This is a genomic window from Cryobacterium tagatosivorans (assembly GCF_004402215.1).
Classification (GTDB): Bacteria; Actinomycetota; Actinomycetes; order Actinomycetales; family Microbacteriaceae; genus Cryobacterium; species Cryobacterium tagatosivorans.
On sequence record NZ_SOEZ01000060.1, the window covers coordinates 37,742 to 58,507 of the forward strand.

Here is a 20,766-nt window from a genome sequence, read left to right on the forward strand (position 1 = left end):
CTAAAAATTATGAATCTTGACAAAAGAAATATTCGGTTCTAGCGTCGGGAGTACATTCCGTGGAAGGGATCCCATGTCACTCGCAGAACGCACCCCCAACCTCGGGCCCGTGCTCCACGGTCCCTCGCCGTTGCGGGCCGTGCCGGGGCCCGGCGGCCCGGCATCCGTGCCCACCGGCCGGCCGGACGCGGAGCTCGCCGCCGCGGCGGTGGCCGACCTCCTCGTCGCCCTCGGCCGCGACGTCGCCAGCCCGCACCTCGCCGACACCCCGCGGCGGGTGGCGGACGCCTTCATCGAGATGCTCACCCCCACGGACTTCTCGCCGACCACGTTCCCGAACGACAGCGGATACGCCGAACTCGTGCTCGTGCGGGACATCCCGTTCCACTCGCTCTGCCAGCACCACCTGCTTCCCTTCCAGGGCGTCGCGCACATCGGCTACCTCCCTGGCGACCGCATCCTCGGCCTGTCGAAACTGGCCAGGGTGCTCGACTATTTCGCGCGCGACCTGCAGGTGCAGGAGCGGCTGACCACGGATGTCGCCGACTGGCTCCAGGCGCAGCTCACGCCCCGAGGCGTGGGCGTCGTGATCGAGGCCGAGCACCTCTGCATGTCGCTCCGCGGGGTGCAGGTCAGCGGCTCGCGCACCACGACGAGCGCGCTGCACGGTGCGCTTCGGGACGACCCGCGCACGCGGGCGGAGTTCCTCGCCCGATGCGGGCTGAGCGCGTAGACACCGCGCGGGACGCCGCCACGAACGCCGCCACGACCACCACCTGACCACCGCCACGAACGAGGAGAAGAGCATGAACCACGACCAGACCAGCGATCGGTCATTCGTCATCGTCGGCGGGGGACTCGCCGGGGCGCGGGCGGCCGAGGGGATCCGGGCCGAAGGGTTCGCCGGACGCGTCGTGATCGTCGCCGCCGAGGATGAGATCCCCTACATCCGTCCCCCGCTCTCGAAGGAATACCTGCAGGGGAAGGCCGGACGCGACACCGTGTTCGTGCACCCGGCCGACTGGTACGACCAGCAGAACATCGACGTGCTCCGCGGCCGCACGGCATCCGTGCTCTCGCCCCGCACCCATGAGCTGACGCTCGACGGCGGCGAGGTGCTGCGCTACGACAAGCTGCTGCTGGCGACCGGGGCCGCGTCCCGCCGGTACCCTGGCCAAGGCGCCGGCCTGGCCGGCGTGCACCACCTGCGCACGATCGGCGAATCCGAGGCGCTGCGCGAGGCGCTCCGGACGGGCTCCCGCCGGGTGGTCATCGTCGGTGCGGGCTGGATCGGCCTCGAGGTCGCCGCGGCCGCCCGCGGCTACGGCAACGAGGTCACCGTGCTCGGCCGGGAGAGCGTGCCGCTGAACCTCATCGTCGGGGACGAGGTCGGAGCGGTGTTCGGCGAGCTGCACCGGGCGAACGGTGTCGACCTGCGCATGTCGACCGGCGTCGCGGACATCGTGGGCGACGGGACCGGCGTGACCGGGGTCGTGCTGGACACCGGCGAGGTCGTACCGGCCGACGTCGTCGTGGTCGGCATCGGGGCCGTCCCCAACATCGGCCTGGCCGCCGAGGCCGGCCTGGCGGTCGACAACGGGATCGTCACCGACGCGGCCTTCCGCACGAGCGCCGCCGACGTCTACGCGGTCGGCGACGTCGCGAACGTGTTCCACCCGGTGCTCGGGCACCGGATCCGCATCGAGCACTGGGCCAATGCGGAGAACGCCGGCGCCGCGGCCGGGAGGTCGATGGCCGGCGCCGAGGTCAGCTACGCCGAGATTCCGTACTTCTACACCGACCAGTTCGACCTGGGCATGGAGTACTCGGGGTACGCGGACCTCGTGCAGGATGCCGCGGTCGTGATCCGCGGCGACCTGGCCGCGCGGGAGTTCATCGCGTTCTGGGTGGCCGATTCGAGGGTGGTCGCCGGCATGAACGTGAACGTCTGGGACGTGAACCAGGCGGTGCAGGACCTCATCCGTTCCCGCGTGCGGATCGACGCCGACCGGCTGGCTGATGAGAAGATTGCACTGACCGACCTGAGTGCACCGACCGATTGACGGCCGCCGCATCCGACGACAGGGACTGACATGGCCACTGCGCCCAGCTTTGCCGGAGCCGTCCTGCCCGAGCTGGCGTCCCCGCGGCGCCTGATCGGCGGGCGCGTCTTCGATTTCTCCCGTGAGGTCGCCGTGATGGCGATCATCAACCGCACGCCGGACTCGTTCTACGACCGGGGCGCCACGTTCGAGCTCGATGCGGCCGTCGACGCCGCCCACCGGGCGATCGCCGACGGGGCCGACTGGGTGGACATCGGCGGGGCGAAGTTCGCGCCAGGGCCGGCCATCCCGATCAGCGAGGAGATCGACCGGGTCGTGCCGGTGATCCGGGCGCTGCGCGGCTCGGACGTGGTCATTTCGCTCGACACCTTCCACCCGAAGGTCGCCCTCGCGGGGATCGCGGCGGGCGCCCACGTGATCAACGACACCACCGGCGTGCACGACCCGGCCATGGCCGAGGTGGTCGCCGACAGCGACGCGACCCTGGTGATCACGCACAGCCTCGCGCTGCCGCGGACCCCGTACCCGGCGCCGCACTACGACGATGTCGTCGCCGAGGTGGCCGCCTTCCTCCGGGCGCGGGTCGACCGGGCCACCGAGCGTGGGGTTCCGCTCGAGCGCATCATCGTCGACCCGGGCCACGACCTGAATAAGAACACGAGGCACTCGCTCGAGCTGACCCGTCGGCTGGGCGAGATCACCGCGCTCGGCCTGCCGACCCTCGTGGCGGTCTCCAACAAGGACTTCGTCGGCGAGACCCTCGACCGGGAACGGGGAGCACGGGTGGAAGGATCCCTCGCTGCGGCGGTCTTCTGCATCCTTCAGGGCGCCCGGATCGTGCGCATGCACAATGTGGCCGCCGCCGTCGACGCCGCGCGGATGACCGAGGCCATCCTCGGCTTCCGCGAGCCGGCGTACCTGCGCCACAACCTGGCCTGACCGATGCCGGGCAGCCAAGCGGTGCCAGTCGGGGCGACACTCGACCGCACGGAGATCATCGAGCGCTACCAGGTAGCCGACCGGTCGGCCCCGCGGCTGCGGATGAATTTCATTTCCAGCCTCGACGGGGCGGCCACCCACGACGGGCTGAGCGGTGGGCTGGGGAACGCCGACGACAAGCTCGTCTTCGACACGCTCCGGATGCTGGCCGACGTGATGCTCGTCGGCGCGGGCACCGTGCGGGCCGAGGGGTACGGGGGCATCCGGCTGGCCCCGGCGGATGCCGCGTGGCGGGCAGCCCGGGGATGGGCCGAGCAGCCGCCGCTCGCGATCGTGTCGGGCCGGCTGGACATCGAGCCGACGCATCCGGCGTTCACCGAGGCGCCGACCCGCCCGATCGTGGTCACCCACGCGTCGGCGCCGGCGGACCGGCGGGCGGCGCTCGCCGAGGTCGCCGACGTGCTGGTCTGCGGCGAGGATGCCGTCGACCCGCGGCTCCTGCTCGCCGGGCTCGCTGCCCGGGGGCACGGCCAGGTGCTCTGCGAGGGCGGGCCGCACCTCTTCGGGTCGTTGCTCGAGGCGGACTGCGTCGACGAACTCTGCCTGACGCTCAGCCCCGTGCTCGAAGGCGGGCCCGCCGGGCGCATCGCGCGCGGCGCGGCCACGACGCACCGGCCGATGAGGTTGCTGCACGCCCTCCCCGCCGGCGACATGCTCTTCCTCCGCTACGAGCGCATTTCCCCCCGCGAAACCGCAGTTGTGCGCGCTAAAACACGTTTTTAGCGCGCACAACTGCGGTTTCGCGGGGGGAGAGAGTGCGGGTCAGGCTGCGAGGTTGTGCGAGTCGAGGATCGTGTAGCTGTACCCCTGTTCGGCGAGGAAGCGCTGGCGGTTCTGCGCGAAGTCCTGGTCGACGGTGTCCCGCGCGACGAGGGTGTAGAAGTTGGCCGACAGGCCCGATTCCTTCGGCCGGAGCAGGCGGCCGAGGCGCTGCGCCTCCTCCTGCCGGGAGCCGAACGACCCGGAGACCTGGATCGCGACCGTCGCCTCGGGCAGGTCGACCGAGAAGTTCGCGACCTTCGAGACGACGAGTACGTTCTCCTCGCCGACCCGGAAGGCCTGGTAGAGCCGCTCGCGTTCGTCGATCGGGGTCGCACCGGTGAGCTTCGGGGCGCCGAGCGCCTCGGCGAGTTCGTCGATCTGGTCGAGGTACTGGCCGATCACGAGGATGCGCTCGCCCGGATGCTTCGCCACCAGCTGCTTGACGACATCGAGTTTCGCCGGCGCCGTCGCGGCCATCCGGTAGCGCTCGTCGTCCGCGGCCGCCGCGTAGCTGAGCCGCTCGGACTGCGGCAGGTCGATCCGCACCTCGTAGCAGGAGGCGGGGGAGATGAAGCCCTGGGCCTCGATCTCCTTCCACGGCGCGTCGAACCGCTTGGGTCCGATCAGGCTGAACACGTCGCCCTCGCGGCCGTCCTCGCGCACCAGCGTCGCAGTGAGCCCGAGGCGGCGGCGGGCCTGCAGCTCCGCGGTGAGCTTGAACACCGGCGCCGGGAGCAGGTGCACCTCGTCGTAGATCACCAGGCCCCAGTCCATGGCGTCGAGCAGTTCGAGGTGGGCGTACTCGCCCTTCCGCTTGGCGGTGAGGATCTGGTAGGTCGCGATCGTGACCGGCTTGACCTCCTTCACCTGGCCCGAGTACTCGCCGATCTCGTCGGCGGTCAGGGTGGTGCGCTTGAGGAGTTCGTCGCGCCACTGCCGGGCGGAGATCGTGTTGGTGACGAGGATGAGGGTGTTGGTCTGCGCGGTCGCCATCGCGCCGGCGCCGACGAGCGTCTTGCCGGCGCCGCAGGGCAGCACGACGACTCCGGAGCCACCCTCGAAGAAGTTCGCGACGGCCTTGTTCTGGTAGTCGCGCAGGGCCCAGCCCGTCTCGAGCAGGGCGATCGGATGCGGCGTGCCGGGGGTGTACCCGGCGAGGTCCTCGGCCGGCCAGCCGAGCTTGACCAGTTCCTGCTTGAGCTGGCCGCGGGCCCACGGTTCGACCAGGAAGGAGTCCGGCGTCGGATGCCCGACCAGCAGCGGGGAAATCCGCTTGGCACCCGAGACCTCCATCAGCACGGCCTGGTCGGTGCTGCGCAGGATGAGGGCGCCTTCACCGTCGCGTTCGATGACCAGCCGGCCGTACCGGCCGACGGTCTCGGTGATGTCCACGGTCACGGTCTGCGGGATGGCGAACTTCGAGTATTTCTCCAGTGTGGCCAGCATGTCCGAGGCGTCATGCCCCGCCGCCCGCGCGTTCCACAGCCCCAGCCGGGTGATCCGGTAGGTGTGGATGTGCTCGGGGGCGCGCTCGAGCTCGGCAAACACGGCGAGGTCGTGACGCGCATCCTCCGCGAGGGAGTGCGCGACTTCGAGCAAAACAGTGCGGTCGCTTTGGACGATCAGTGGTCCGTCAGACATAACCGGTAATCCTACGCCAGCCCGCGCTGGAAAGCCGGGAGCCGGTCTACCCGACCGGCGTGATGCTGATGATGCTCGACAGCGGCAGCGTGCGCTCGATGTCGGCGCGGCGGTCCCTGGCGCGGAAGCGTCCGCCGCCGACGCTCGCCGGCTCGAGCAGGTAATCCACGACAACCCCGCCGGGCATCGCGATGCTCACCGTGACGGTCTGCTTGCCCTTGATCGCCGTGTCGAGCTGGCGAGCCAGCCATGCGTCCCCGGCCATGACCTCGCCGCCGTCGCCGGCCCGGAGCTTCTCGACCAGCGCGGCAGCGGGGTCGGCCACGACGACCGGTTGCACGATGGCGAGCTGGTGGCGGCGGAGGTGCACGATCTCGCCGTCGCCGTTCTCCGCCGCGACCGGGTAACGCGCGTCGGTGAGCGCCCAGAAGACGGTCTCGACGGGGATGCGGCTGGTCAGGCGGTCCTCGGTGTCCCGCACGAGCGCGAGCGGGGTGAGCGTCTGGTCGACGGCGATGGTGCCGAGCAGGGCGGCGTCGTCCGAGCGGATGTAACTCTGCGTCAGCGACCCCAGGGTGTGGGCGTTGCCCACCCGGACGCTGCCGTACCGGGCGGCCGATTCCCGGATGAGGTACTCGACCGGCTGCGGGATGCCGCTCAGGGACACGCCACGCAGGAAGTCGAGCAGCGAGTCGGCGGTTTCGCCGGAGGCCAGGGCGCGGCTCACCGAGGCCGCCGTGATGCGGTAGCTGGACGCGAGTTCCCGGCTCTCCACGTCGGCCAGTCCGCGGAGCCTCGCGTCGATCGATGGGGCGAGCGGGCCAGGGGCGACGATCGACAGGTCGTGCTGCAGGTACACGGCGCCGACCTCGGCCGGGAGAGACCTGCCCATCAGGGCGGCGGCCGCGTCGAGGTCGCCGGCCAGGAGGGCCACCCCCGCCGGGCTGGTCATGTGGTGCGCCATGATCCCGATCAGTTCGGCGTCGCGGGTGAACTCGGTGACGCGTTCGTCCATCCAGTCGCCGCCGGCCGGGTACAGCCAGGAAACGAAGGCGCGCAGACCCTCGCCCCAGGAGAAGGAGGGGCGGCGGGCGAGCAGGGCCCGCACATCGGCCGGCAGGGCGTCGTGCCAGGCCCGGGCGAGCGCGGCCCAGCGGCGGGTGGTTCCCTCGAGCATCCAGGCCTCGCCGGCTTCGGTGCCCAGCCAATGCCCGTTCGAGTGCGCGATGAGCCCGGAGCGGGCGGCGGCCGCGACCAGCGGCGCGACGGCGTCCAGCTCCACGGACATGACCATGGCGAGGCGTTTGGTGTCCGGCAGCCCCAGCCCGCCGCGGCTGAGTTCCCGAGCGGGCTCGCGGGAGAGCTCCGTGATCAGTTCTGCGATGGCGGAGACGGCGGTGAAGGCGCGCTCGGTGGCCAGCCGGTCGGCGAAGCGGATGTCATTCTCCGACGCCGCGGGCAGCGGCGCGGGCGGCGGCGTGGCCGCCAGCTCGGTGGCGCTGGGCAGGCCCTGGGCGGGCCAGCGGCGCAGTTGCGCGCTGACGGCTTCGTACGGGGCCAGCCGCCCATCGGCCAGGCGGGCGAGCATGAGGCGGTCGAGTTCCGCGGCGCGCGCGGCGACGTCCGCCTCCGTGACGACTGCCCCGGCCGGCACGGTCAAGCGGGAGGCGAGTTCCGCGGTCGTCGGGCCGCGCAGGTCGGCGACAGCACCTGCCGCAGCGCCGACCGGCTCCCCGGCCACGGCGAGGACGGCGAGGGTGGCGCGGTCCAGGTGGACCAGCGCGGCCTGGACCGAGGCCGGATCGAGCAGGCTCTCGGCCAGGTCGAAGAAGTCCCGGATGCCCGTGGCCGAGACGGAGCGGGCCGCGATCGCCAGGCGCAGCGAGGCGTCGTCCATGGCACGGAGACGCGTTGCGAGCGACAGCATGCCGTTACCGCCTGTTCTGACGTGCCTCGCGACTGCGGCGAACACCCGTCATCACCATGAGGGTGACAATGGCCAGGAAACCCACGGGCAGGCCGTAGTACGGCAGCGTGAAAACAACCGGCCAGATGCCGGAACTGAAACCGTCGTTGGCTCCGGCGCCGGCCACTGTCCCGATGATGATGGCCAGGAAGGCGAGGATCGACAGACCCACAACACCCGCAACCATAAATGCCAGGATGCGCTCGATCCGGCTGGAGCTCCGTGCGGTTTGATTGGTCACACCCCAAGGATAGTGGTCACACCCGACAAAGACGGGGCGGGGACCCGCCGAAGCGAATAGGCTTGGTTCGGATGACGTGCATTCCCGCGCGCCCGGAACCCAGCGAGGTCTAGATGCCTACCGGCAAGGTCAAGTTTTACGACGAGGAGAAGGGTTTTGGCTTCATCAGTTCCGATGACGGCCAGGAGGTCTTCCTGCACGCTTCCGCCCTGCCCGCCGGCGTGACGGTCAAGGCCGGAACCAAGCTCGAATTCGGGATCGCAGACGGCAAACGCGGCGCCCAGGCGCTGTCCGTGCGGGTGCTCGAGGCCCCGCCGAGCCTGTCCAAGCTCAGCCGCAAACCCGCCGATGACATGGCGATCATCGTCGAGGACCTGGTCAAGCTGCTCGACGGGATCGGCGCCAACTTACGGCGCGGCCGCTACCCGGAAAGCTCCCACAGCAAGAAGATCGCGGCGATGCTGCGCAAGGTTGCCGAGGAGCTCGATGCCTGAGCTGGCGGACGAAACCCTGCTCCAGGCCGTTGACGTGGCGCGGACGGCGCTGCTCGAGATCACCCCGGCCGACACCGTCGGTGAGCCGGTCGGCCACATCGTCGAAGGCGAACACGTCCTGTCGCTCCTCTTCGACTGCCTGATGACCGGTTACCCCGGCTGGCACTGGACGGTCAGCCTCTCCCGCATCGACGGCGATTCCCCGCCCTCGGTCCTGGAGACCGAGCTCATGCCCGGCGGCGATGCCCTACTCGCCCCCGAGTGGGTCCCGTGGTCGGACCGGCTGGCCGATCACCGCACCGCCGAGGAGCTCGCCGAGGCCGAGGCCGCTGCCGAGGCACTGGATGCGCTCGACGACTTCGACGTGGAGACGGATGACACCGCCGATCACGACGAGGACGACGACTTCGAAGACGACGACAGCGGCGACGACGAACTCGACGGCATTGACTTCGGAGAAGCGCTAGCGGCGTCTGACCTGCACCCAGGCGAGGCCGGCCACGCCGAGCCCGAGACCGATGACGGCACACCAGACCCACCATTCGACGCCGCGAGCGGCGAGTTCGACGCGGAAGACGACCGCGACGACGAGGACGACTAACCACACCACCGAACCCGCGAGGAAGGCCTTGCGCGCATCCGTGCGCGCGGGCAGCGGGTCGGGGCGTCGTTCGCTGTCCTTCAGCCAGAGACGCATCGGGCGCTACCGGCCGAGGTGTTCGACGACGTACTCGATCGCCCCGACGAGGCTGCGCACGTCGTCCGGCTCGATCGCCGTGAAGGTCGCCAGGCGCAACTGGTTGCGGCCCAGCTTGCGATACGGGTCGGTGTCGACGATGCCGTTGGCGCGCAGCGTCCGGGCGACGACCGCGGCATCCACGGTCTCGTCGAAGTCGATGGTGACCACGACCTGCGAGCGGTGGTCGGGGTTGGACACGAACGGCGTCGCGTAGTCCACGCGCTCGGCCCAGTCATAGAGAACGGATGACGATTCCCGCGTCCGCTCGGACGCCCAGGCCAGTCCGCCGTTGCCGTTGATCCACTCCAGCTGGTTTTCGAGCAGGAGCAGCGTCGTCAGCGCCGGCGTGTTCAGGGTCTGGTTGAGCCTCGAGTTGTCGATCGCGTTCTTCAGGCTGAGGAACTCGGGAATGTAGCGGCCGCTCGCCGCGATCCGTTCGACCCGTTCGATGGCGGCGGGGGAGAACAGCGACAGCCAGAGACCGCCGTCGGAGGCGAGGTTCTTCTGCGGGGCGAAGTAGTAGACATCCGACTGGGCGGCGTCGAAGTCGATTCCGGCCGCGGCGCTCGTGGCGTCGATGACGGTGAGCGCGCCGGGGTCGCCCTGCACCCGGGTGACCGGGGCCATGACGCCGGTCGAGGTTTCGTTCTGCGGCCAGGCGTACACGTCGACACCCTCGGTGACCACGACGTCGCTGCGGGAACCCGGGGCCGACGTGATCACGTCGGGCGCCTCCAGCCACGGGGCGGCCGACGCGGCCGCGAACTTGCCGCCGAATTCGCCGAAGACGAGGTTCTGGCTGCGCCGGTCGATCAGCGAGAAGGCGGCGGCGTCCCAGAAGGCCGTCGAGCCGCCGTTGCCGAGAACGACCTCGTAGCCGTCAGGTGCGCGGAGCAGTTCGCCGAGGCCCGAACGGATGCGGCCCACGAGATCCTTGACCGGTGGCTGCCGGTGGGAGGTGCCGAGCACCGCGGCGCCCGCGGTGAGGAGGTGCTCGAGTTGTTCCGGCCGGATCTTCGACGGGCCGCAGCCGAATCGTCCGTCGCTGGGCAGGAGTTCAGTGGGAATTGTCAGATCCGGCATACCGTGATTCTAGTTGGCCGCGGGCCGACGGGTAGGGTTGTGACGTTGTAAGCGGATGAGCGGAGGGCTGCGGATGACTGATCTGATCGACACCACAGAGATGTACCTTCGCACGATCCTCGACCTCGAAGAGGAGCAGATCGTCCCGCTGAGGGCCCGCATCTCCGAGCGGCTCAGCCACTCCGGCCCGACGGTGTCGCAGACGATCGCCCGGATGGAGCGCGACGGCCTGGTCATCGTGTCGGGCGACCGCCACCTGGAGCTCACCGCGGAGGGGCGCAGCAAGGCGGTCCACGTGATGCGCAAGCACCGTCTCGCCGAACGGCTGCTCAGCGACGTCATAGGACTCGAGTGGGAGTTCGTGCACGACGAAGCCTGCCGCTGGGAGCACGTGATGAGCGAGCAGGTCGAGCGCAAGATCCTCGAGATCCTCGGCCATCCGACCGAATCCCCCTACGGCAACCCGATCCCCGGACTCGACGAGCTGGGCGACTCGCCTGCCGTCGCGTTCATGGCCGGCGTGACGAGCCTCGTCGACGTCGTCGCGGCGTCCCGCGAACCCGTGACGGCCGTCATCCGGCGCCTGGGCGAGCCGGTGCAGTTCGACCCGGAGCAGCTGCTCCAGTTGAAGCGAGCCGGTGTGCTGCCCGGCCGGAGCGGCACCTTCTCCGCATCCGGAACGTACGTTTCCGTGCGGGTCGAGGGGTTCGCCGAGGGGCTCGAGTTGCCCCATGAACTGGCCAGCCACATCTTCGTCGCCACCCCGCCGATCCGCGGCTGAACGCCCGGGGATCCTGTCCCGGGCACCCGGCCCGGTCGTTACCAATTCGTTAAGAATGTGCCGATTTAGGTGACAATCGAGGGATCGTCACGTAACGTCGACCCTGTCCCGCAGGCCGGAAGTCGGTCGAAGGGCCCGGTTCAAGACGCCTTTCCCTCCCGTCTCTTGACTCGGTACGCACACGCGATCAGTCGCAGTGGACGGGGCAACTCCCTAGTGTTGTCGAGGCGCCGGAGGTAAAAACTTTGGCTGAATACGGCATCACAAGGTTCCGTCGCGGAACAAATCCGAAACTCGACACGCACGACTCGCGGGAGATCGCCCCAGGCGTCCCCGTCCCCGCCCCAACCCCCCGGCAGCGGAAGCCCTCGATCAGGCGGGGGAGCCTCGGCAACATCGTTGTCATGACCCTCGCCGGTGGACTCGTCGCCACGCTGGCGCTCCCCGCCTACGCGTTCGTGCCGGGTTCCACCGACACCCGCTACGGGGCGACCGCGGCCACCCTGCACGCCCGCTCCGGCGCGCAGGCCATGGACGTGCCCACGCAGGCGGCAACGATCAGTGTCGCCCGCGACGGCTTCACGGCCACGACGCCGGAGGAGCTGGCGGCACGCGCCAAGGCGCGGGCCGCGGCCAGGGCGGCGACGGCCGCCGAGGCGCGCCGCAAGGAGGTCGCCAAACAGATGACCTCGTATGCGGCGTCGTACACCGGCCCGTCGGCCAAGCAGTACCTGGCGAGCCCCACGCATCCGAACGTCAGCCTGTCGTCGGTCTACAATGTCGCCGCGCAGTACCAGGGCGTCCCCTATGTCTATGGGGGTGCGACCCCGGCGGGCTTCGACTGCTCCGGACTCGTGATGTATGTCTACGCGCAATTCGGTGTCGCGCTGCCGCACTCCTCTGCCGGCCAGGCCGCCGCCGGTACCCGCGTGGCGACCTCCTCGGCCAGGCCCGGCGACCTCGTCGTGATGCCGGGCCACATCGGCTTCTACGCCGGCAACGGCAACATCCTGCATGCCCCCTACCCGGGCACGAGGGTGCGGGTGCAGCCCATCTGGACGAGCAACTACTACATCGTCCGCATCGGAACCTGAGGCGCGGCCGGCCGCGCGGCCGGCCCGCCCATAGCACACCTGGCGCGCCACATTTTCGTGGAACACCAGTTGTGCGTTAACCTGAGTGCCTGATGTTCTGCGATTTTCTTTCGGGAGAGCCAATGCGCGAGCTTCGCACAGTCCATGCCATGGATGTGCGCGGACACTCGGTGCTGCGGCACAGCAGTCAAACATGCCTGGGCCACGCCGTGGCCCGCTGGGCGTTGTCCTTGTGACAGCGCTCTTTTTTGTTTGCCCGTACCCTCCTTTTTCGCTGGGCGCCAGGACGTAGTTCGAATGGCTGGAAGCCGTCCAGCCTCCTTCGAAAGGGAGCGCATGCGCACACTGGTCCTCAACGCGGGGTACGAGCCCCTCGCCGTGGTGTCCTTCAAGCGGGCCCTGGTGCTCGTCATGAACCAGAAAGCAACGATCGTCGAGAGCGATCAGGAACACCCGGTCGCGGCCGCGTCCGGGTTCTGGGAGCGTCCCAGCGTCATCCTGCTCACCCGGTACGTGCGGATCCCGCGCTCCCGGGCCGTGCCGGTCAGCCGGCGGGGGGTGTTGCGCCGGGACGAACATCGCTGCGGCTATTGCGGCAAATCGGCGAGCACGATCGACCATGTGCTGCCGCGGTCGCGTGGCGGTCGCGACACCTGGGACAACCTGGTGGCCTGCTGCTTGCGCTGCAACAACGTCAAGGGCGACCACACTCCGGCCGAGATGAACTGGGACCTCTTGTTCGATCCGGGCATGCCGCAGGGTGCCACGTGGGTGGTCAGGGGCGTCGAACGCCCCCTTCCGCAATGGGACGAGTACCTCGCCCCGGCCGCCTGAAAGCGACCCGAAGGTAACGGCAATGTAACGCTGAAGGTGACATTGGGCGCTCCGTCCCATAGTGTGGGGGAGCCAGATGACCTAAACGTGTACTCCGGAGGATCCCCTTTTGCCCCAGCCCGGCCTGACCGGTTCTCCCGAGAACTCCAACGCAACTCCCACGCGCCGCGAACTCCGCGCGCAGCGGGAAGCTGGAGAAACCCGGGAAATTGCCGCAGCGCAGGCCGAGGCCAGGGCCGTCCCCGAGCAGGCCGCCCCCGAGCAGGCCGCCCCCGAGCAGACTGCGGTACAGAGCGTGGTCCGGAGCGTCGTTGTCGATCGAACCTTCGTCGCCGTTCCGCCCGCCGCAATGCCGCCCGCCGCAGTCGCGCCCGCCGCCGGCAGGGCCGCAGCCAGAAGGCCCGCCGCCGTCAAGCCCCCGGCCGCACCGCCTGCGGCCCGCGGCCCGAAGCGCACCAGGCGCAACAGCCCGCTGACCGTCGCGGTCACCCTGCTCGCGATCCCCGGACTGTTCCTCACCGCGGCCCTGCCCGCCTACGCGTTCACGCCGGGCCAGGGCGTCGCAGGGGCCCCCACCGCTCACCAGCGCGCGTCGGCGGAGGAGCAGGGCGTCACCGTGGCCGCCGGTTCGGCGAGCATCGCCGTGGCCCGCGACGGCTTCAGCGCGACCACGACAGCGCAACTGGCCGAACGTGAGCGCGCCGCCGCCGCGGAGAAGGCCGCGGATGCCGCCCAGGCGACGACCGCCGCCTACGCCGTGTACGGCATCCGTGCCGACGGGGACGACTACCCCTGGGCCGGCAAGAAGAGTGGGCTCTCTCCGCTCGGCTACGTCTACGGGCAGTGCGTCGACTTCGTCGCCTGGCGCCTCAACCGCGACGCCGGCGTGACCGGCGGAAACTGGCGCTGGACCTGGAGCAACCTCACCCCCGGCGGCGGAAACGCCTCCGAATGGGCCAACGCCTGGGCCGGCCACGGCTGGAAGACCAGCACCACGCCCGTCGTCGGCGCCGTAGCCTGGTTCAATTACAACCACGTCGGCTACGTGCAGTCGGTCTCGGCCAACGGCTCGGTTGTGCTCGAGGAGTACAACTGGATGGGCAGCAGCGCGTACCACACACGCACGATCCCCGCCGGCCAGGTCCCGCTCTACCTGTACCCGCCCGCGTAGCCGGGCGACCGCGGCGCTCGCCTCACCGATGCCGACGAACACGGCGCCGGGCGCACACCGCTAAACTTGACCGGTCAGCCTCTGTAGCTCAACGGAAGAGCAGTTCCGTCCTAAGGAAACGGTTGGGGGTTCGAATCCCTCCAGGGGCACCTAAACAAAGGGATGTGGGGGCCGGTTTGCTCCGGTTTTCCCCCACATCCCACGTTTACCCTTGCTAAACGTTTTGAAAACCCGGACTACGGGGCTTTCTCAACAAGCCGCAGGTGCGACTTCGGGCTCAGCCCGTCGAACGCCGTGCGGACGTCGGGCCCGGCGACGAGGACCTTCTCGATGTAGTGCCGCGTCGTCACATCGGTCCCCTTGTGGTCGACGAATGCGGAAGCCGCCTCCAGGCCGAACACCTCGGCAATCCGGGAGAGCGCCGTCTTCCGGAGGTGGTGCGGCGTCATCCAGCCGAGCCCGGCCGCGTCCCGGATGTTCCTCCACGACTCCCGCATGTTGTGCGGGTCGAGCAACGTCTCATTCCGCGAAGCGAAGAGCAGGCCGCTCGGGCCGGCGAGCCGCGCCCGGTTGCGGAGGATGGCCACCAGCCAGTCGTGGATGATGACCGTCCTCCGGCCGGCCTCGCCGTCCTTGGTGTGCAGCTGCCGGGAGTGCTTCTGGCCGTTCGGCGTGATGACAGTCGCGACGATGTGGACGCGCGGGCTGACCGGGTGGTCCAGGTCGAGGTCCTCCACCGTGAGCGCGGCGATTTCGCCGATGCGGCCAGCCAGGCCGAGCTGCGCTTCGAAAGCGTCGGCCAGCCAGGTGTTCTGCCGCATGCCGCGGACAGCATCGCGGAGTGCGACGAGCTCGTCGGTGGTCAGAGCGCGAGGCACCGGCTTGGTCGCGATGGGCCGGCTGACGTTGGCGACCGGGTTGCCGGCGATGGCGTCGCGCTGGGCAGCGAAAGCGAAAGCCTGGTTGAGCAGCGTGCGCGCAATCTCAGCCTGGCCGGCGCGCGTCCTGCGCTCCTTCACCAGCCACCGGTCCATCCGGCCGGTGGTCGCCTCGTGCAGCTTCACCGCGCCGAGCCCGGGGATGATGATGCGGTTGATGACATCAGCGTAGTTGCCCTTGGTGCCCTCGCTGAGCTTGGACGTTTCCAACTTCCACGGCCACCAGGTGCGCATCAGCGTCTCGATGGTCGTCTCGCCGTTGAGGTCGGCGTCGCCGGAGGTGGCGCGCATCTTGACCGCAGCGAGGAGCAACACCTTGGCAGCGGCCCGCGTCGGACCGGTGCGCTCCATCAGCCGGACCTTGCCGTCGCCGCCGCGGTAACGGCAGCGCGCGCGGCTCTTTCCTTTTCCCCGCTGTACGAGATGTCACCGGCGACGCCGATGGGCAGGGACGGGCGGCCCATGCTAGGCCGCCGTCTGCTCGAGGGCCCAGCCGTCGAGCCCCTCGATGTGGTAGCGGACGGAGCGGCCGAGGCGCAGGGCCGGCGGGCCGGTGCGCGCGCTGCGCCAGTTGCGGAGAGTCTTCGGGACGACGCCCAGGCGGGACGCGGCCTGGGCTTCGGTGAGGAACGGTGACACCTGAACGGCGTCGAGGATAGCAGTGGTCATGAGTGTTTTCTTCCGGTTAGGTTCCGGGACTCAGCGGGTGCTGGGCTCCACACTGTCCATGCGCGGCACTGTGCCAGGAATTTTCAGTTCTGCTCAATTGGCGCGGTGAATTACCTGATCAACGAGTGGTTGTCGACTTTGGGTTGAGGCGGGATGCGCCTGGTGGCTGTCAGTGAACCATGCGGCTTCGCGAGTCACGACGTCGTTCATGAACGTCGCATTGGTTGGCGGGTAGCTCTCCAGGAGGTCGCCCGTGGCGCCGGTGGGCCCGCCCGCGATGAATGGCGGACCACCGTTCTCAATGGTGTGATGTTGTTCGTTGCCGAGAACGGTGAGACGACCTTCACGGCCGTGGGTGCCAAGTAGGAGCAGAAGCAGCGCCTACGCGTGATCTTCGAGAACGGCACCGAGTCCTCGATGTACCGCCAGTCACTCTCGATCCGGCTCCGCGAGGCCGAGGGCCAGGCATTGGCGCGTGCCGGGCGCGACCTCACCGAAGTGGGTGACGCCGACAAGGAGAGCGGCCACTTCTCCGTGCTTCGCTCTCGCAGCGACGACCCTCAGATCGCTGCGATGCGGGACCAGTACAAGATCAGGTTCTCCCGGAACAGCGTCGAGCAGGCTCATGGGTGTTGAGACGGGGATATGGCGCGCGGGTGGGAACAATCTCATCCACATCATCCTTCCGTGCCATGGTCACGGCTGAGGCTCGCGTGCTGGCATCACCAAGGGTGACCACTTTTGGATGTGGGACGCAGCGTCACCCGCGGTCCAGCGCAGCGAAGCGGAGCTCGATTAGTTCGGCGTACGCCGGCTCGCGCTCGATTGCGTAGGAGCGGCCTCCGGCGCGGATGATCCCTTCGGAGATCGCGCCGGAGCCAGCGAAGCCATCCAAGTAAGTTTCGCCGGGCATCACGATGAGACCGCAGAGCCAATTTGAGTATTTGATGCCTTGAGAGCCACCAGTTATTCCGTTTGAGCGCCACTGAGTATTGCGCTTCAGCGCCGCTGGTATTGCCGGTGAGCGCCAGCGGTTCAGCTCGCGCTCACCGGCGTGGGTCACGCCGCGTTGTCCGCGGCGTGTTCGCGCATGTTGGTGCCGCCGGTCTCGATCCAGATCGTGCGGTGCACGATTCGGTCCATGATCGCGTCGGCGTGGACGCCGGAGCCAAGGCGCTGATGCCAGTCCTTCTTGGCGTACTGGGTGCAGAACACGGTCGAGGTGGTGTCGTAGCGGCGCTCCAGGAGTTCTAGGAGCATGCTGCGGGTGTTGTCGTCCGGCGGGTCCAGCAGCCATTCATCGATCACGAGGAGGGTGAACGCCGCGTACTTCCGGAGGAACTTCTCTTTGCCTCCGGGTTTGTCGCGGCCTGCAGCCCAGGCTTCTTCGAGGTCGGGCATACGGATGTAGTGCGCTCGATACCGGTGTTGGCAGGCCTGCTTCGCCAGCGCCGATCCGAGGTACGACTTTCCGGAGCCGGTGAATCCTTGGAACACGACGTTCTGGCGCCTCTCGATAAAGGTGCAGGTGCCCAGCTGGGCGATGATCCCGCGGTCGAGGCCGCGTTGCTCGATGAGATCGAGCTTGCGAAGGTCGGCGTTCGGGTAGCGCAGCCCGGCCCGGCGGATCAGCCCCTCGACTTTCGCGTGCGTGAAAGTCGCGTGCGCGTCATCGACGAGGAGCTTGATCCGTTCCTCGAAAGGCATCCCGAGGGTGAGGGTGTCGTCTTGCGTCTCGAGCGCGTCGACCAGCGAGGTGACTCCCATCTCTCGGAGCTTGCGTTTGCTCTCCCCATCGATGCGGGTCATCGTGTCTCTCCTGCGTAGTAGTCGGCGCCTCGCACGTATCCGGTCGGCTCGGCCGGCGTCTCGGTGACGGGCTCGAACCTCGGCAGTCTTCTGCCGGTCTGGTCTTGTCTGGTCTCCAGGATCGGGCGCAGATGCGCATACCGGGGCGACCGGACCCGGGAAGCCAGCGCGATCTGGCAGGCCGCCTCGACTCTCGCCGCCGAGTAGCGGCGGGTTAGTCGTAGTACCGCCAGTGCCGCGTCCAGGCCCTGCTCGTCGACGGGAACGGACTCGAAGATGCGGTTCACGACGGTCACCGCGTTCTCGCCGACACGACCGGCCCCTTCGCGGACCCGGGCCGAGTCCCATTGCCGGTATCTGGGCCCGTTGGGCAGATCGGCGTCATGCGTGCGGTACTCGTTGGTCGCGCCTATCGGCGCCAGCAGGTGACTGGTCAGCCGCTCGCTATCGCCGAACACCTCGATCATGCTCTCGGTCACGCGCAGATCGACAGCGCGGCCGATATGGGCATAGGGCACAGAGTAAAAGTTCTTCTCCCACACCACGTGCCCGTTCTTCTGCACCCGCCGTCCATACGCCCACCGGCTGATCTCGAACGCGACCGCCGGTAACGGCCGAAGCAGCGGCCGTTCCTCGGCATCGAAGACGCCAAGGCGCGAGCCTTGACGTTTCTGGAACGGTTCACGGTTATACGCACCCATCCGCTCGTAGACCGCGGCCCGCAACTCGGCCAAGGTGCCGAACTGGCGATGACGGAGCCCGGCGATCACCCACGTCGCGACGTGACCGACGGTGTTCTCCACGCTCGCCTTGTCCTTCGGTTTCCTCACCCTGCCCGGCAGCACCGCAGCCGAGTAGTGCGCGGCCAACTCCCGATACGCATCGTTGAGCACCACTTCGCCCTCTGCGGGATGTTTGATCACGCCGGTCTTCAGATTGTCCGGCACGACCCGAGGCACGCTACCGCCGAACCAGTCAAACATCGCCACATGCGCGCGCAGCCAGGTGCCCTGCTGCATATCCAGCGTTGGTTCCACGAACGCGTACCTCGAGAACGGCAAGCACCCGACGAACAAGAACAACCGTGTCGACGCCCCGGTCACCGGGTCGGTGAGCTGCATCGTCGGCCCGGACCAGTCGACCTCGACCGTCTGCCCCGCCTTATGGCCCACCCGGGACGCGGCCCCGATGACGAGGACATGCTGCTGGTAGTTCTTGCAAAACCGGTCGTACCCCATCGCCGTATCAGCAGTGGCTCGGCACCGATCGACGTACTCGCCATGCAACAGCTTGAGCGTCACGCCGACCCGTGCGAGCTCGCGATGCACGTGCCCCCAGTCGGGCTGCGTATGCACGCTCTCGTGCACACCCCGGTCGGGGAACAACCGCGCATACACCGCTGCGTCGTCCAGGCCGGCGACATCGTCCCAGGTCAGTTTTTCCCGATCCGCGGCCTCGAGCACCGCCGCCACACTATGCCGGGACAATCCCTGCGCGGCGATCTGCCTCCCCGAGAGCCCTTCGCTGCGCATCCTGAGCACGAGCTTCGCCTTGATCTTCCGTACCATCTGTGATTACTCCTTCTGCCGCGTGATGAGGCACACGGCAGAAGGAGCCTACGAACAGTGGCGCTCAACCCGAATATTCAGTGGCGCTGAAAGACGCGCTCCCGAGAACGAGTAAGTGGCGCTCAACCGCAATACCGGTGGCGCTCAGGAACGCAAATACTCACCAATTCACAAGATTCATTGGTTTCACCGTCGGGTGGCCTGCTGTGCCGTGCGGCCGGGGGGACTCTGACGTGTGAGCCCGAGGCGAGTACTTGATTTGGGTGAAGAATCGGCTTGGTAGCTCTTTCCCTGACGCGTATTTCTTGCGACCTTGGGCGTCGATGAGCGTGACCTGGCAGCCTGGCGCGCACGCCGCCTCTGAGCAGGCTTCGTTGTGCTCCAAGATCAGGTTCCCAGGCTTGCGTCCACCGTCATTCGGCACGGACATGGAGCCCTCGGGCCGTCGAATCGAGCGGTTGGTATTCGCGTCTACACGTCCGTTCCGCCTGCTCCTATTCTCAGCGGGGTCCGCGGGGATGAGTGAAGCTCCGACGTTGAAGCCGCCGGCGGAGCCGGCGGCGATTGCCTCAATGAGCGAGTCTCTCGGTCCAAGATGCCTAGCGATCAAAATCGGTTCGAAAGCGCTCCTTAACTTGGTCTCCCATCCGACGTACCGCTCGGTGGCTGCGTCGGCGACACCTGCCTTGCGAAGCTCCGAATCGATGTGCCGGCTCGCTGTCGCGTGGCCGAAGCCCTTTGCCCACGCGAGGTGATCGACAATTTGGAAGCCGGCATCCTCGACGGCAGTGCTCTGCCTCGTGAAGGTCCTCGAATGCCCATGAACTGCGACTGTCGCGCCCGGCGCCAGCTTGGACCGGACCAGGCTCCAAAACCCCACGTCGAAGGCGATAGAGCTTCGATCCCAGGTGACCCCGCTCAAACCGAGGCCGTAGGGCGGATCGAGAATCCCCCTCGTACTCGTCGTGGAGCAGCGTGTCACCTCTCTTGATCGCGTCCGGACGGCCGCCCTGGATGAGCAGGTCAGCTTTACCGAGAGCGTAGGCGGACGGCATGAGTTCCTGACCGAACAGCGTGACTTGGATGGCGGGGTTCATGTCGAGCAGCGCCTGCTGGGCGACGAGCAGTATGCCGCCAGACCCAGCCGTAGGGTCGTAGATCGAGCGCAGCGTGCTCTCGCCCACGAGCGAGTCCTCGTCGGCGGCGAAAAGAACGTCAACCATGAGCTTGATGGCGTCGCGCGGGGTGTAGAAAGCACCGGCCGCCTTGCCCTTTTTGTTGAAGGCGCGGTACATGACGTCCTCAAAGATGTCGCCCATAGCGGTGTTGCTGAGCTTGTCAGGGCTGAGATCGAGCGTAGAGAAATGGCGGACGACCGCGTGCAGCCGGTTGGCTGATGCGAGGGTTGCGACCAGGCGCGGGAACTCAAACGAGCTCCAGATGTCGGCGATGTTGTGCGAGAAGCCGGCGATGTAGCTGAGCACTGACTTGTCGACGTTGTCATCGACCGAGGCGATCGCCTTGAGGTCAAGCGGCGAAACGTTGTAGAAGCTGAGACCGAACTTCTGCTTGACAGCGATATCAATGAGGTGCGGCGGCATCTCGCCGAGTGATTCGACGTACTCGATGACTTGAGGCTTGGTGTCCGCGAGGAGGGACTCCAGGCGGCGCAGTACGGTGAAAGGCAGGATGTAGTCGCCGTACTCGTTTGGCTCGACGACGTTCCGGAGGAACTTGTCGGCGGTGTCCCATACGATGCGCGCAGTCATCGTCGAGCTTGCGGAAATCGTTGCTGGTTTTGTCATGCCCACTCAGTCCTAGGGCGTGTCTCCTAATTCGTGTAACCAGATGGTGATGGCGCGGAGGACGACTCCTCCGCGGTAGGTCAGGGCAAGTTTGTCGTAGCGGGTGGCG

At 68.1% G+C, this 20,766-nt stretch carries 21 protein-coding genes, 1 tRNA gene and 1 pseudogene; 12 read left to right on the forward strand and 11 right to left on the reverse strand.

The window, feature by feature from the left end:
* Positions 1 to 73: 73 nt before the first annotated feature.
* The 4 genes from folE to E3O23_RS12600 all read left to right on the forward strand — a co-directional run bounded on the left by folE (position 74) and on the right by E3O23_RS12600 (position 3,785).
* Entirely contained in the window at positions 74 to 733 is a 660-nt protein-coding gene (gene folE, locus E3O23_RS12585) for a GTP cyclohydrolase I FolE (RefSeq protein ID WP_134491538.1), read from the forward strand.
* Between the two features lie 73 nt (positions 734 to 806).
* Positions 807 to 2,063, forward strand: a complete 1,257-nt coding sequence (locus tag E3O23_RS12590; protein WP_134491540.1) for an NAD(P)/FAD-dependent oxidoreductase — start codon at positions 807 to 809, stop codon at positions 2,061 to 2,063.
* A gap of 30 nt (positions 2,064 to 2,093) precedes the next feature.
* A complete protein-coding gene (gene folP, locus E3O23_RS12595; protein WP_134491541.1) occupies positions 2,094 to 3,002 on the forward strand; it encodes a dihydropteroate synthase in 909 nt (302 codons plus the stop codon).
* Between the two features lie 3 nt (positions 3,003 to 3,005).
* Complete coding sequence (locus E3O23_RS12600; RefSeq protein WP_134491542.1) at positions 3,006 to 3,785, forward strand: pyrimidine reductase family protein; 780 nt, start codon at positions 3,006 to 3,008, stop codon at positions 3,783 to 3,785.
* A 39-nt stretch (positions 3,786 to 3,824) separates the two neighbouring features.
* Here the strand turns inward: E3O23_RS12600 and E3O23_RS12605 are convergent, their stop codons facing one another.
* The 3 genes from E3O23_RS12605 to E3O23_RS12615 are packed head-to-tail and all read right to left on the reverse strand — an operon-like array spanning position 3,825 to position 7,672.
* Positions 3,825 to 5,465, reverse strand: a complete 1,641-nt coding sequence (locus E3O23_RS12605) for a DNA repair helicase XPB (protein WP_134491543.1) — start codon at positions 5,463 to 5,465, stop codon at positions 3,825 to 3,827.
* Positions 5,466 to 5,511: 46 nt separating this feature from the next.
* Positions 5,512 to 7,392: a helicase-associated domain-containing protein gene (locus tag E3O23_RS12610; RefSeq protein ID WP_134491544.1), complete on the reverse strand. Its 1,881-nt coding sequence runs from the start codon at positions 7,390 to 7,392 to the stop codon at positions 5,512 to 5,514.
* Positions 7,393 to 7,396: 4 nt separating this feature from the next.
* Positions 7,397 to 7,672, reverse strand: a complete 276-nt coding sequence (locus E3O23_RS12615) for a multidrug ABC transporter ATPase (protein ID WP_134491545.1) — start codon at positions 7,670 to 7,672, stop codon at positions 7,397 to 7,399.
* Between the two features lie 113 nt (positions 7,673 to 7,785).
* Between E3O23_RS12615 and E3O23_RS12620 the strand changes: the two genes are divergently transcribed.
* Positions 7,786 to 8,166, forward strand: coding sequence for a cold-shock protein (locus E3O23_RS12620; protein ID WP_134491546.1), 381 nt, complete (start codon positions 7,786 to 7,788; stop codon positions 8,164 to 8,166).
* Positions 8,159 to 8,767, forward strand: coding sequence for a DUF3027 domain-containing protein (locus tag E3O23_RS12625; RefSeq protein WP_134491547.1), 609 nt, complete (start codon positions 8,159 to 8,161; stop codon positions 8,765 to 8,767). Before E3O23_RS12620 ends, E3O23_RS12625 begins: the two co-directional genes overlap by 8 nt.
* On the opposite strand, the pseudogene E3O23_RS18535 reads toward E3O23_RS12625, so the two are convergent.
* Both E3O23_RS18535 and serC read right to left on the reverse strand, forming a co-directional pair.
* Positions 8,693 to 8,863, reverse strand: a pseudogene (locus tag E3O23_RS18535) (DUF2530 domain-containing protein); the annotation flags it as partial. The gene E3O23_RS12625 and the pseudogene E3O23_RS18535 sit on opposite strands and share 75 nt — an antisense overlap.
* A 6-nt stretch (positions 8,864 to 8,869) precedes the next feature.
* A complete protein-coding gene (serC, locus tag E3O23_RS12630) occupies positions 8,870 to 9,988 on the reverse strand; it encodes a phosphoserine transaminase (protein WP_134491549.1) in 1,119 nt (372 codons plus the stop codon).
* 73 nt (positions 9,989 to 10,061) lie between these two features.
* Between serC and E3O23_RS12635 the strand changes: the two genes are divergently transcribed.
* The 5 genes from E3O23_RS12635 (at position 10,062) to E3O23_RS12655 (ending at position 14,017) form a co-directional block, all read left to right on the forward strand.
* On the forward strand, positions 10,062 to 10,769 hold the full coding sequence (locus tag E3O23_RS12635; RefSeq protein ID WP_134491550.1) for an iron-dependent transcriptional repressor DtxR: 708 nt from the start codon (positions 10,062 to 10,064) through the stop codon (positions 10,767 to 10,769).
* Between the two features lie 404 nt (positions 10,770 to 11,173).
* Positions 11,174 to 11,863 carry a C40 family peptidase gene (locus E3O23_RS18365; RefSeq protein WP_198415185.1) on the forward strand — a complete coding sequence of 230 codons (690 nt, stop codon included), beginning with the start codon at positions 11,174 to 11,176 and terminating at the stop codon, positions 11,861 to 11,863.
* Positions 11,864 to 12,199: 336 nt separating this feature from the next.
* Positions 12,200 to 12,697, forward strand: a complete 498-nt coding sequence (locus tag E3O23_RS12645; RefSeq protein ID WP_134491551.1) for an HNH endonuclease — start codon at positions 12,200 to 12,202, stop codon at positions 12,695 to 12,697.
* 109 nt (positions 12,698 to 12,806) lie between these two features.
* Positions 12,807 to 13,868 (forward strand): CHAP domain-containing protein, encoded by a 1,062-nt coding sequence (locus tag E3O23_RS12650; protein WP_134491552.1) that lies wholly within the window; start codon positions 12,807 to 12,809, stop codon positions 13,866 to 13,868.
* Positions 13,869 to 13,945: 77 nt separating this feature from the next.
* Positions 13,946 to 14,017, forward strand: a tRNA-Arg gene (locus E3O23_RS12655).
* Between the two features lie 87 nt (positions 14,018 to 14,104).
* On the opposite strand, the gene E3O23_RS12660 is transcribed toward E3O23_RS12655, so the two are convergent.
* Together E3O23_RS12660 and E3O23_RS12665 are read right to left on the reverse strand one after the other, a co-directional pair.
* Entirely contained in the window at positions 14,105 to 15,157 is a 1,053-nt protein-coding gene (locus E3O23_RS12660) for a site-specific integrase (RefSeq protein WP_134491553.1), read from the reverse strand.
* A 114-nt stretch (positions 15,158 to 15,271) separates the two neighbouring features.
* Entirely contained in the window at positions 15,272 to 15,475 is a 204-nt protein-coding gene (locus tag E3O23_RS12665) for a helix-turn-helix transcriptional regulator (protein WP_134491554.1), read from the reverse strand.
* 387 nt (positions 15,476 to 15,862) lie between these two features.
* On the opposite strand from E3O23_RS12665, the gene E3O23_RS12670 reads away from it, so the two are divergent.
* On the forward strand, positions 15,863 to 16,111 hold the full coding sequence (locus tag E3O23_RS12670; protein WP_134491556.1) for a hypothetical protein: 249 nt from the start codon (positions 15,863 to 15,865) through the stop codon (positions 16,109 to 16,111).
* 124 nt (positions 16,112 to 16,235) lie between these two features.
* Here E3O23_RS12670 and E3O23_RS12675 read toward each other — a convergent pair whose 3' ends face one another.
* The 4 genes from E3O23_RS12675 to E3O23_RS12690 form a co-directional block, all read right to left on the reverse strand.
* Positions 16,236 to 16,538 (reverse strand): hypothetical protein, encoded by a 303-nt coding sequence (locus E3O23_RS12675; RefSeq protein ID WP_134491557.1) that lies wholly within the window; start codon positions 16,536 to 16,538, stop codon positions 16,236 to 16,238.
* The gene (locus tag E3O23_RS12680; protein ID WP_134491558.1) at positions 16,535 to 17,284 is read right to left on the reverse strand and encodes an ATP-binding protein; all 750 of its coding nucleotides are present in this window, start codon (positions 17,282 to 17,284) and stop codon (positions 16,535 to 16,537) included. The genes E3O23_RS12675 and E3O23_RS12680 overlap by 4 nt, the downstream gene beginning before the upstream one ends.
* A complete protein-coding gene (gene istA / locus E3O23_RS12685; protein ID WP_134491559.1) occupies positions 17,281 to 18,852 on the reverse strand; it encodes an IS21 family transposase in 1,572 nt (523 codons plus the stop codon). The genes E3O23_RS12680 and istA overlap by 4 nt, the downstream gene beginning before the upstream one ends.
* A 599-nt stretch (positions 18,853 to 19,451) precedes the next feature.
* Positions 19,452 to 20,657, reverse strand: a complete 1,206-nt coding sequence (locus E3O23_RS12690) for a type I restriction-modification system subunit M (RefSeq protein ID WP_134491560.1) — start codon at positions 20,655 to 20,657, stop codon at positions 19,452 to 19,454.
* Positions 20,658 to 20,766 lie beyond the last annotated feature (109 nt).

Excerpts from the sequence above, each read along its gene's own strand:
- folE (WP_134491538.1), top strand. The coding sequence starts at position 74 with ATGTCACTCGCAGAACGCACCCCCAACCTCGGGCCCGTGCTCCACGGT.
- E3O23_RS12590 (WP_134491540.1), top strand. The coding sequence starts at position 807 with ATGAACCACGACCAGACCAGCGATCGGTCATTCGTCATCGTCGGCGGG.
- folP (WP_134491541.1), top strand. The coding sequence starts at position 2,094 with ATGGCCACTGCGCCCAGCTTTGCCGGAGCCGTCCTGCCCGAGCTGGCG.
- E3O23_RS12600 (WP_134491542.1), top strand. The coding sequence starts at position 3,006 with ATGCCGGGCAGCCAAGCGGTGCCAGTCGGGGCGACACTCGACCGCACG.
- E3O23_RS12605 (WP_134491543.1), bottom strand. The coding sequence starts at position 5,465 with ATGTCTGACGGACCACTGATCGTCCAAAGCGACCGCACTGTTTTGCTC.
- E3O23_RS12610 (WP_134491544.1), bottom strand. The coding sequence starts at position 7,392 with ATGCTGTCGCTCGCAACGCGTCTCCGTGCCATGGACGACGCCTCGCTG.
- E3O23_RS12620 (WP_134491546.1), top strand. The coding sequence starts at position 7,786 with ATGCCTACCGGCAAGGTCAAGTTTTACGACGAGGAGAAGGGTTTTGGC.
- E3O23_RS12625 (WP_134491547.1), top strand. The coding sequence starts at position 8,159 with ATGCCTGAGCTGGCGGACGAAACCCTGCTCCAGGCCGTTGACGTGGCG.
- serC (WP_134491549.1), bottom strand. The coding sequence starts at position 9,988 with ATGCCGGATCTGACAATTCCCACTGAACTCCTGCCCAGCGACGGACGA.
- E3O23_RS12635 (WP_134491550.1), top strand. The coding sequence starts at position 10,062 with ATGACTGATCTGATCGACACCACAGAGATGTACCTTCGCACGATCCTC.
- E3O23_RS18365 (WP_198415185.1), top strand. The coding sequence starts at position 11,174 with ATGACCCTCGCCGGTGGACTCGTCGCCACGCTGGCGCTCCCCGCCTAC.
- E3O23_RS12645 (WP_134491551.1), top strand. The coding sequence starts at position 12,200 with ATGCGCACACTGGTCCTCAACGCGGGGTACGAGCCCCTCGCCGTGGTG.
- E3O23_RS12660 (WP_134491553.1), bottom strand. The coding sequence starts at position 15,157 with ATGGAGCGCACCGGTCCGACGCGGGCCGCTGCCAAGGTGTTGCTCCTC.
- E3O23_RS12665 (WP_134491554.1), bottom strand. The coding sequence starts at position 15,475 with ATGACCACTGCTATCCTCGACGCCGTTCAGGTGTCACCGTTCCTCACC.
- E3O23_RS12680 (WP_134491558.1), bottom strand. The coding sequence starts at position 17,284 with ATGACCCGCATCGATGGGGAGAGCAAACGCAAGCTCCGAGAGATGGGA.
- istA (WP_134491559.1), bottom strand. The coding sequence starts at position 18,852 with ATGGTACGGAAGATCAAGGCGAAGCTCGTGCTCAGGATGCGCAGCGAA.
- E3O23_RS12690 (WP_134491560.1), bottom strand. The coding sequence starts at position 20,657 with ATGACAAAACCAGCAACGATTTCCGCAAGCTCGACGATGACTGCGCGC.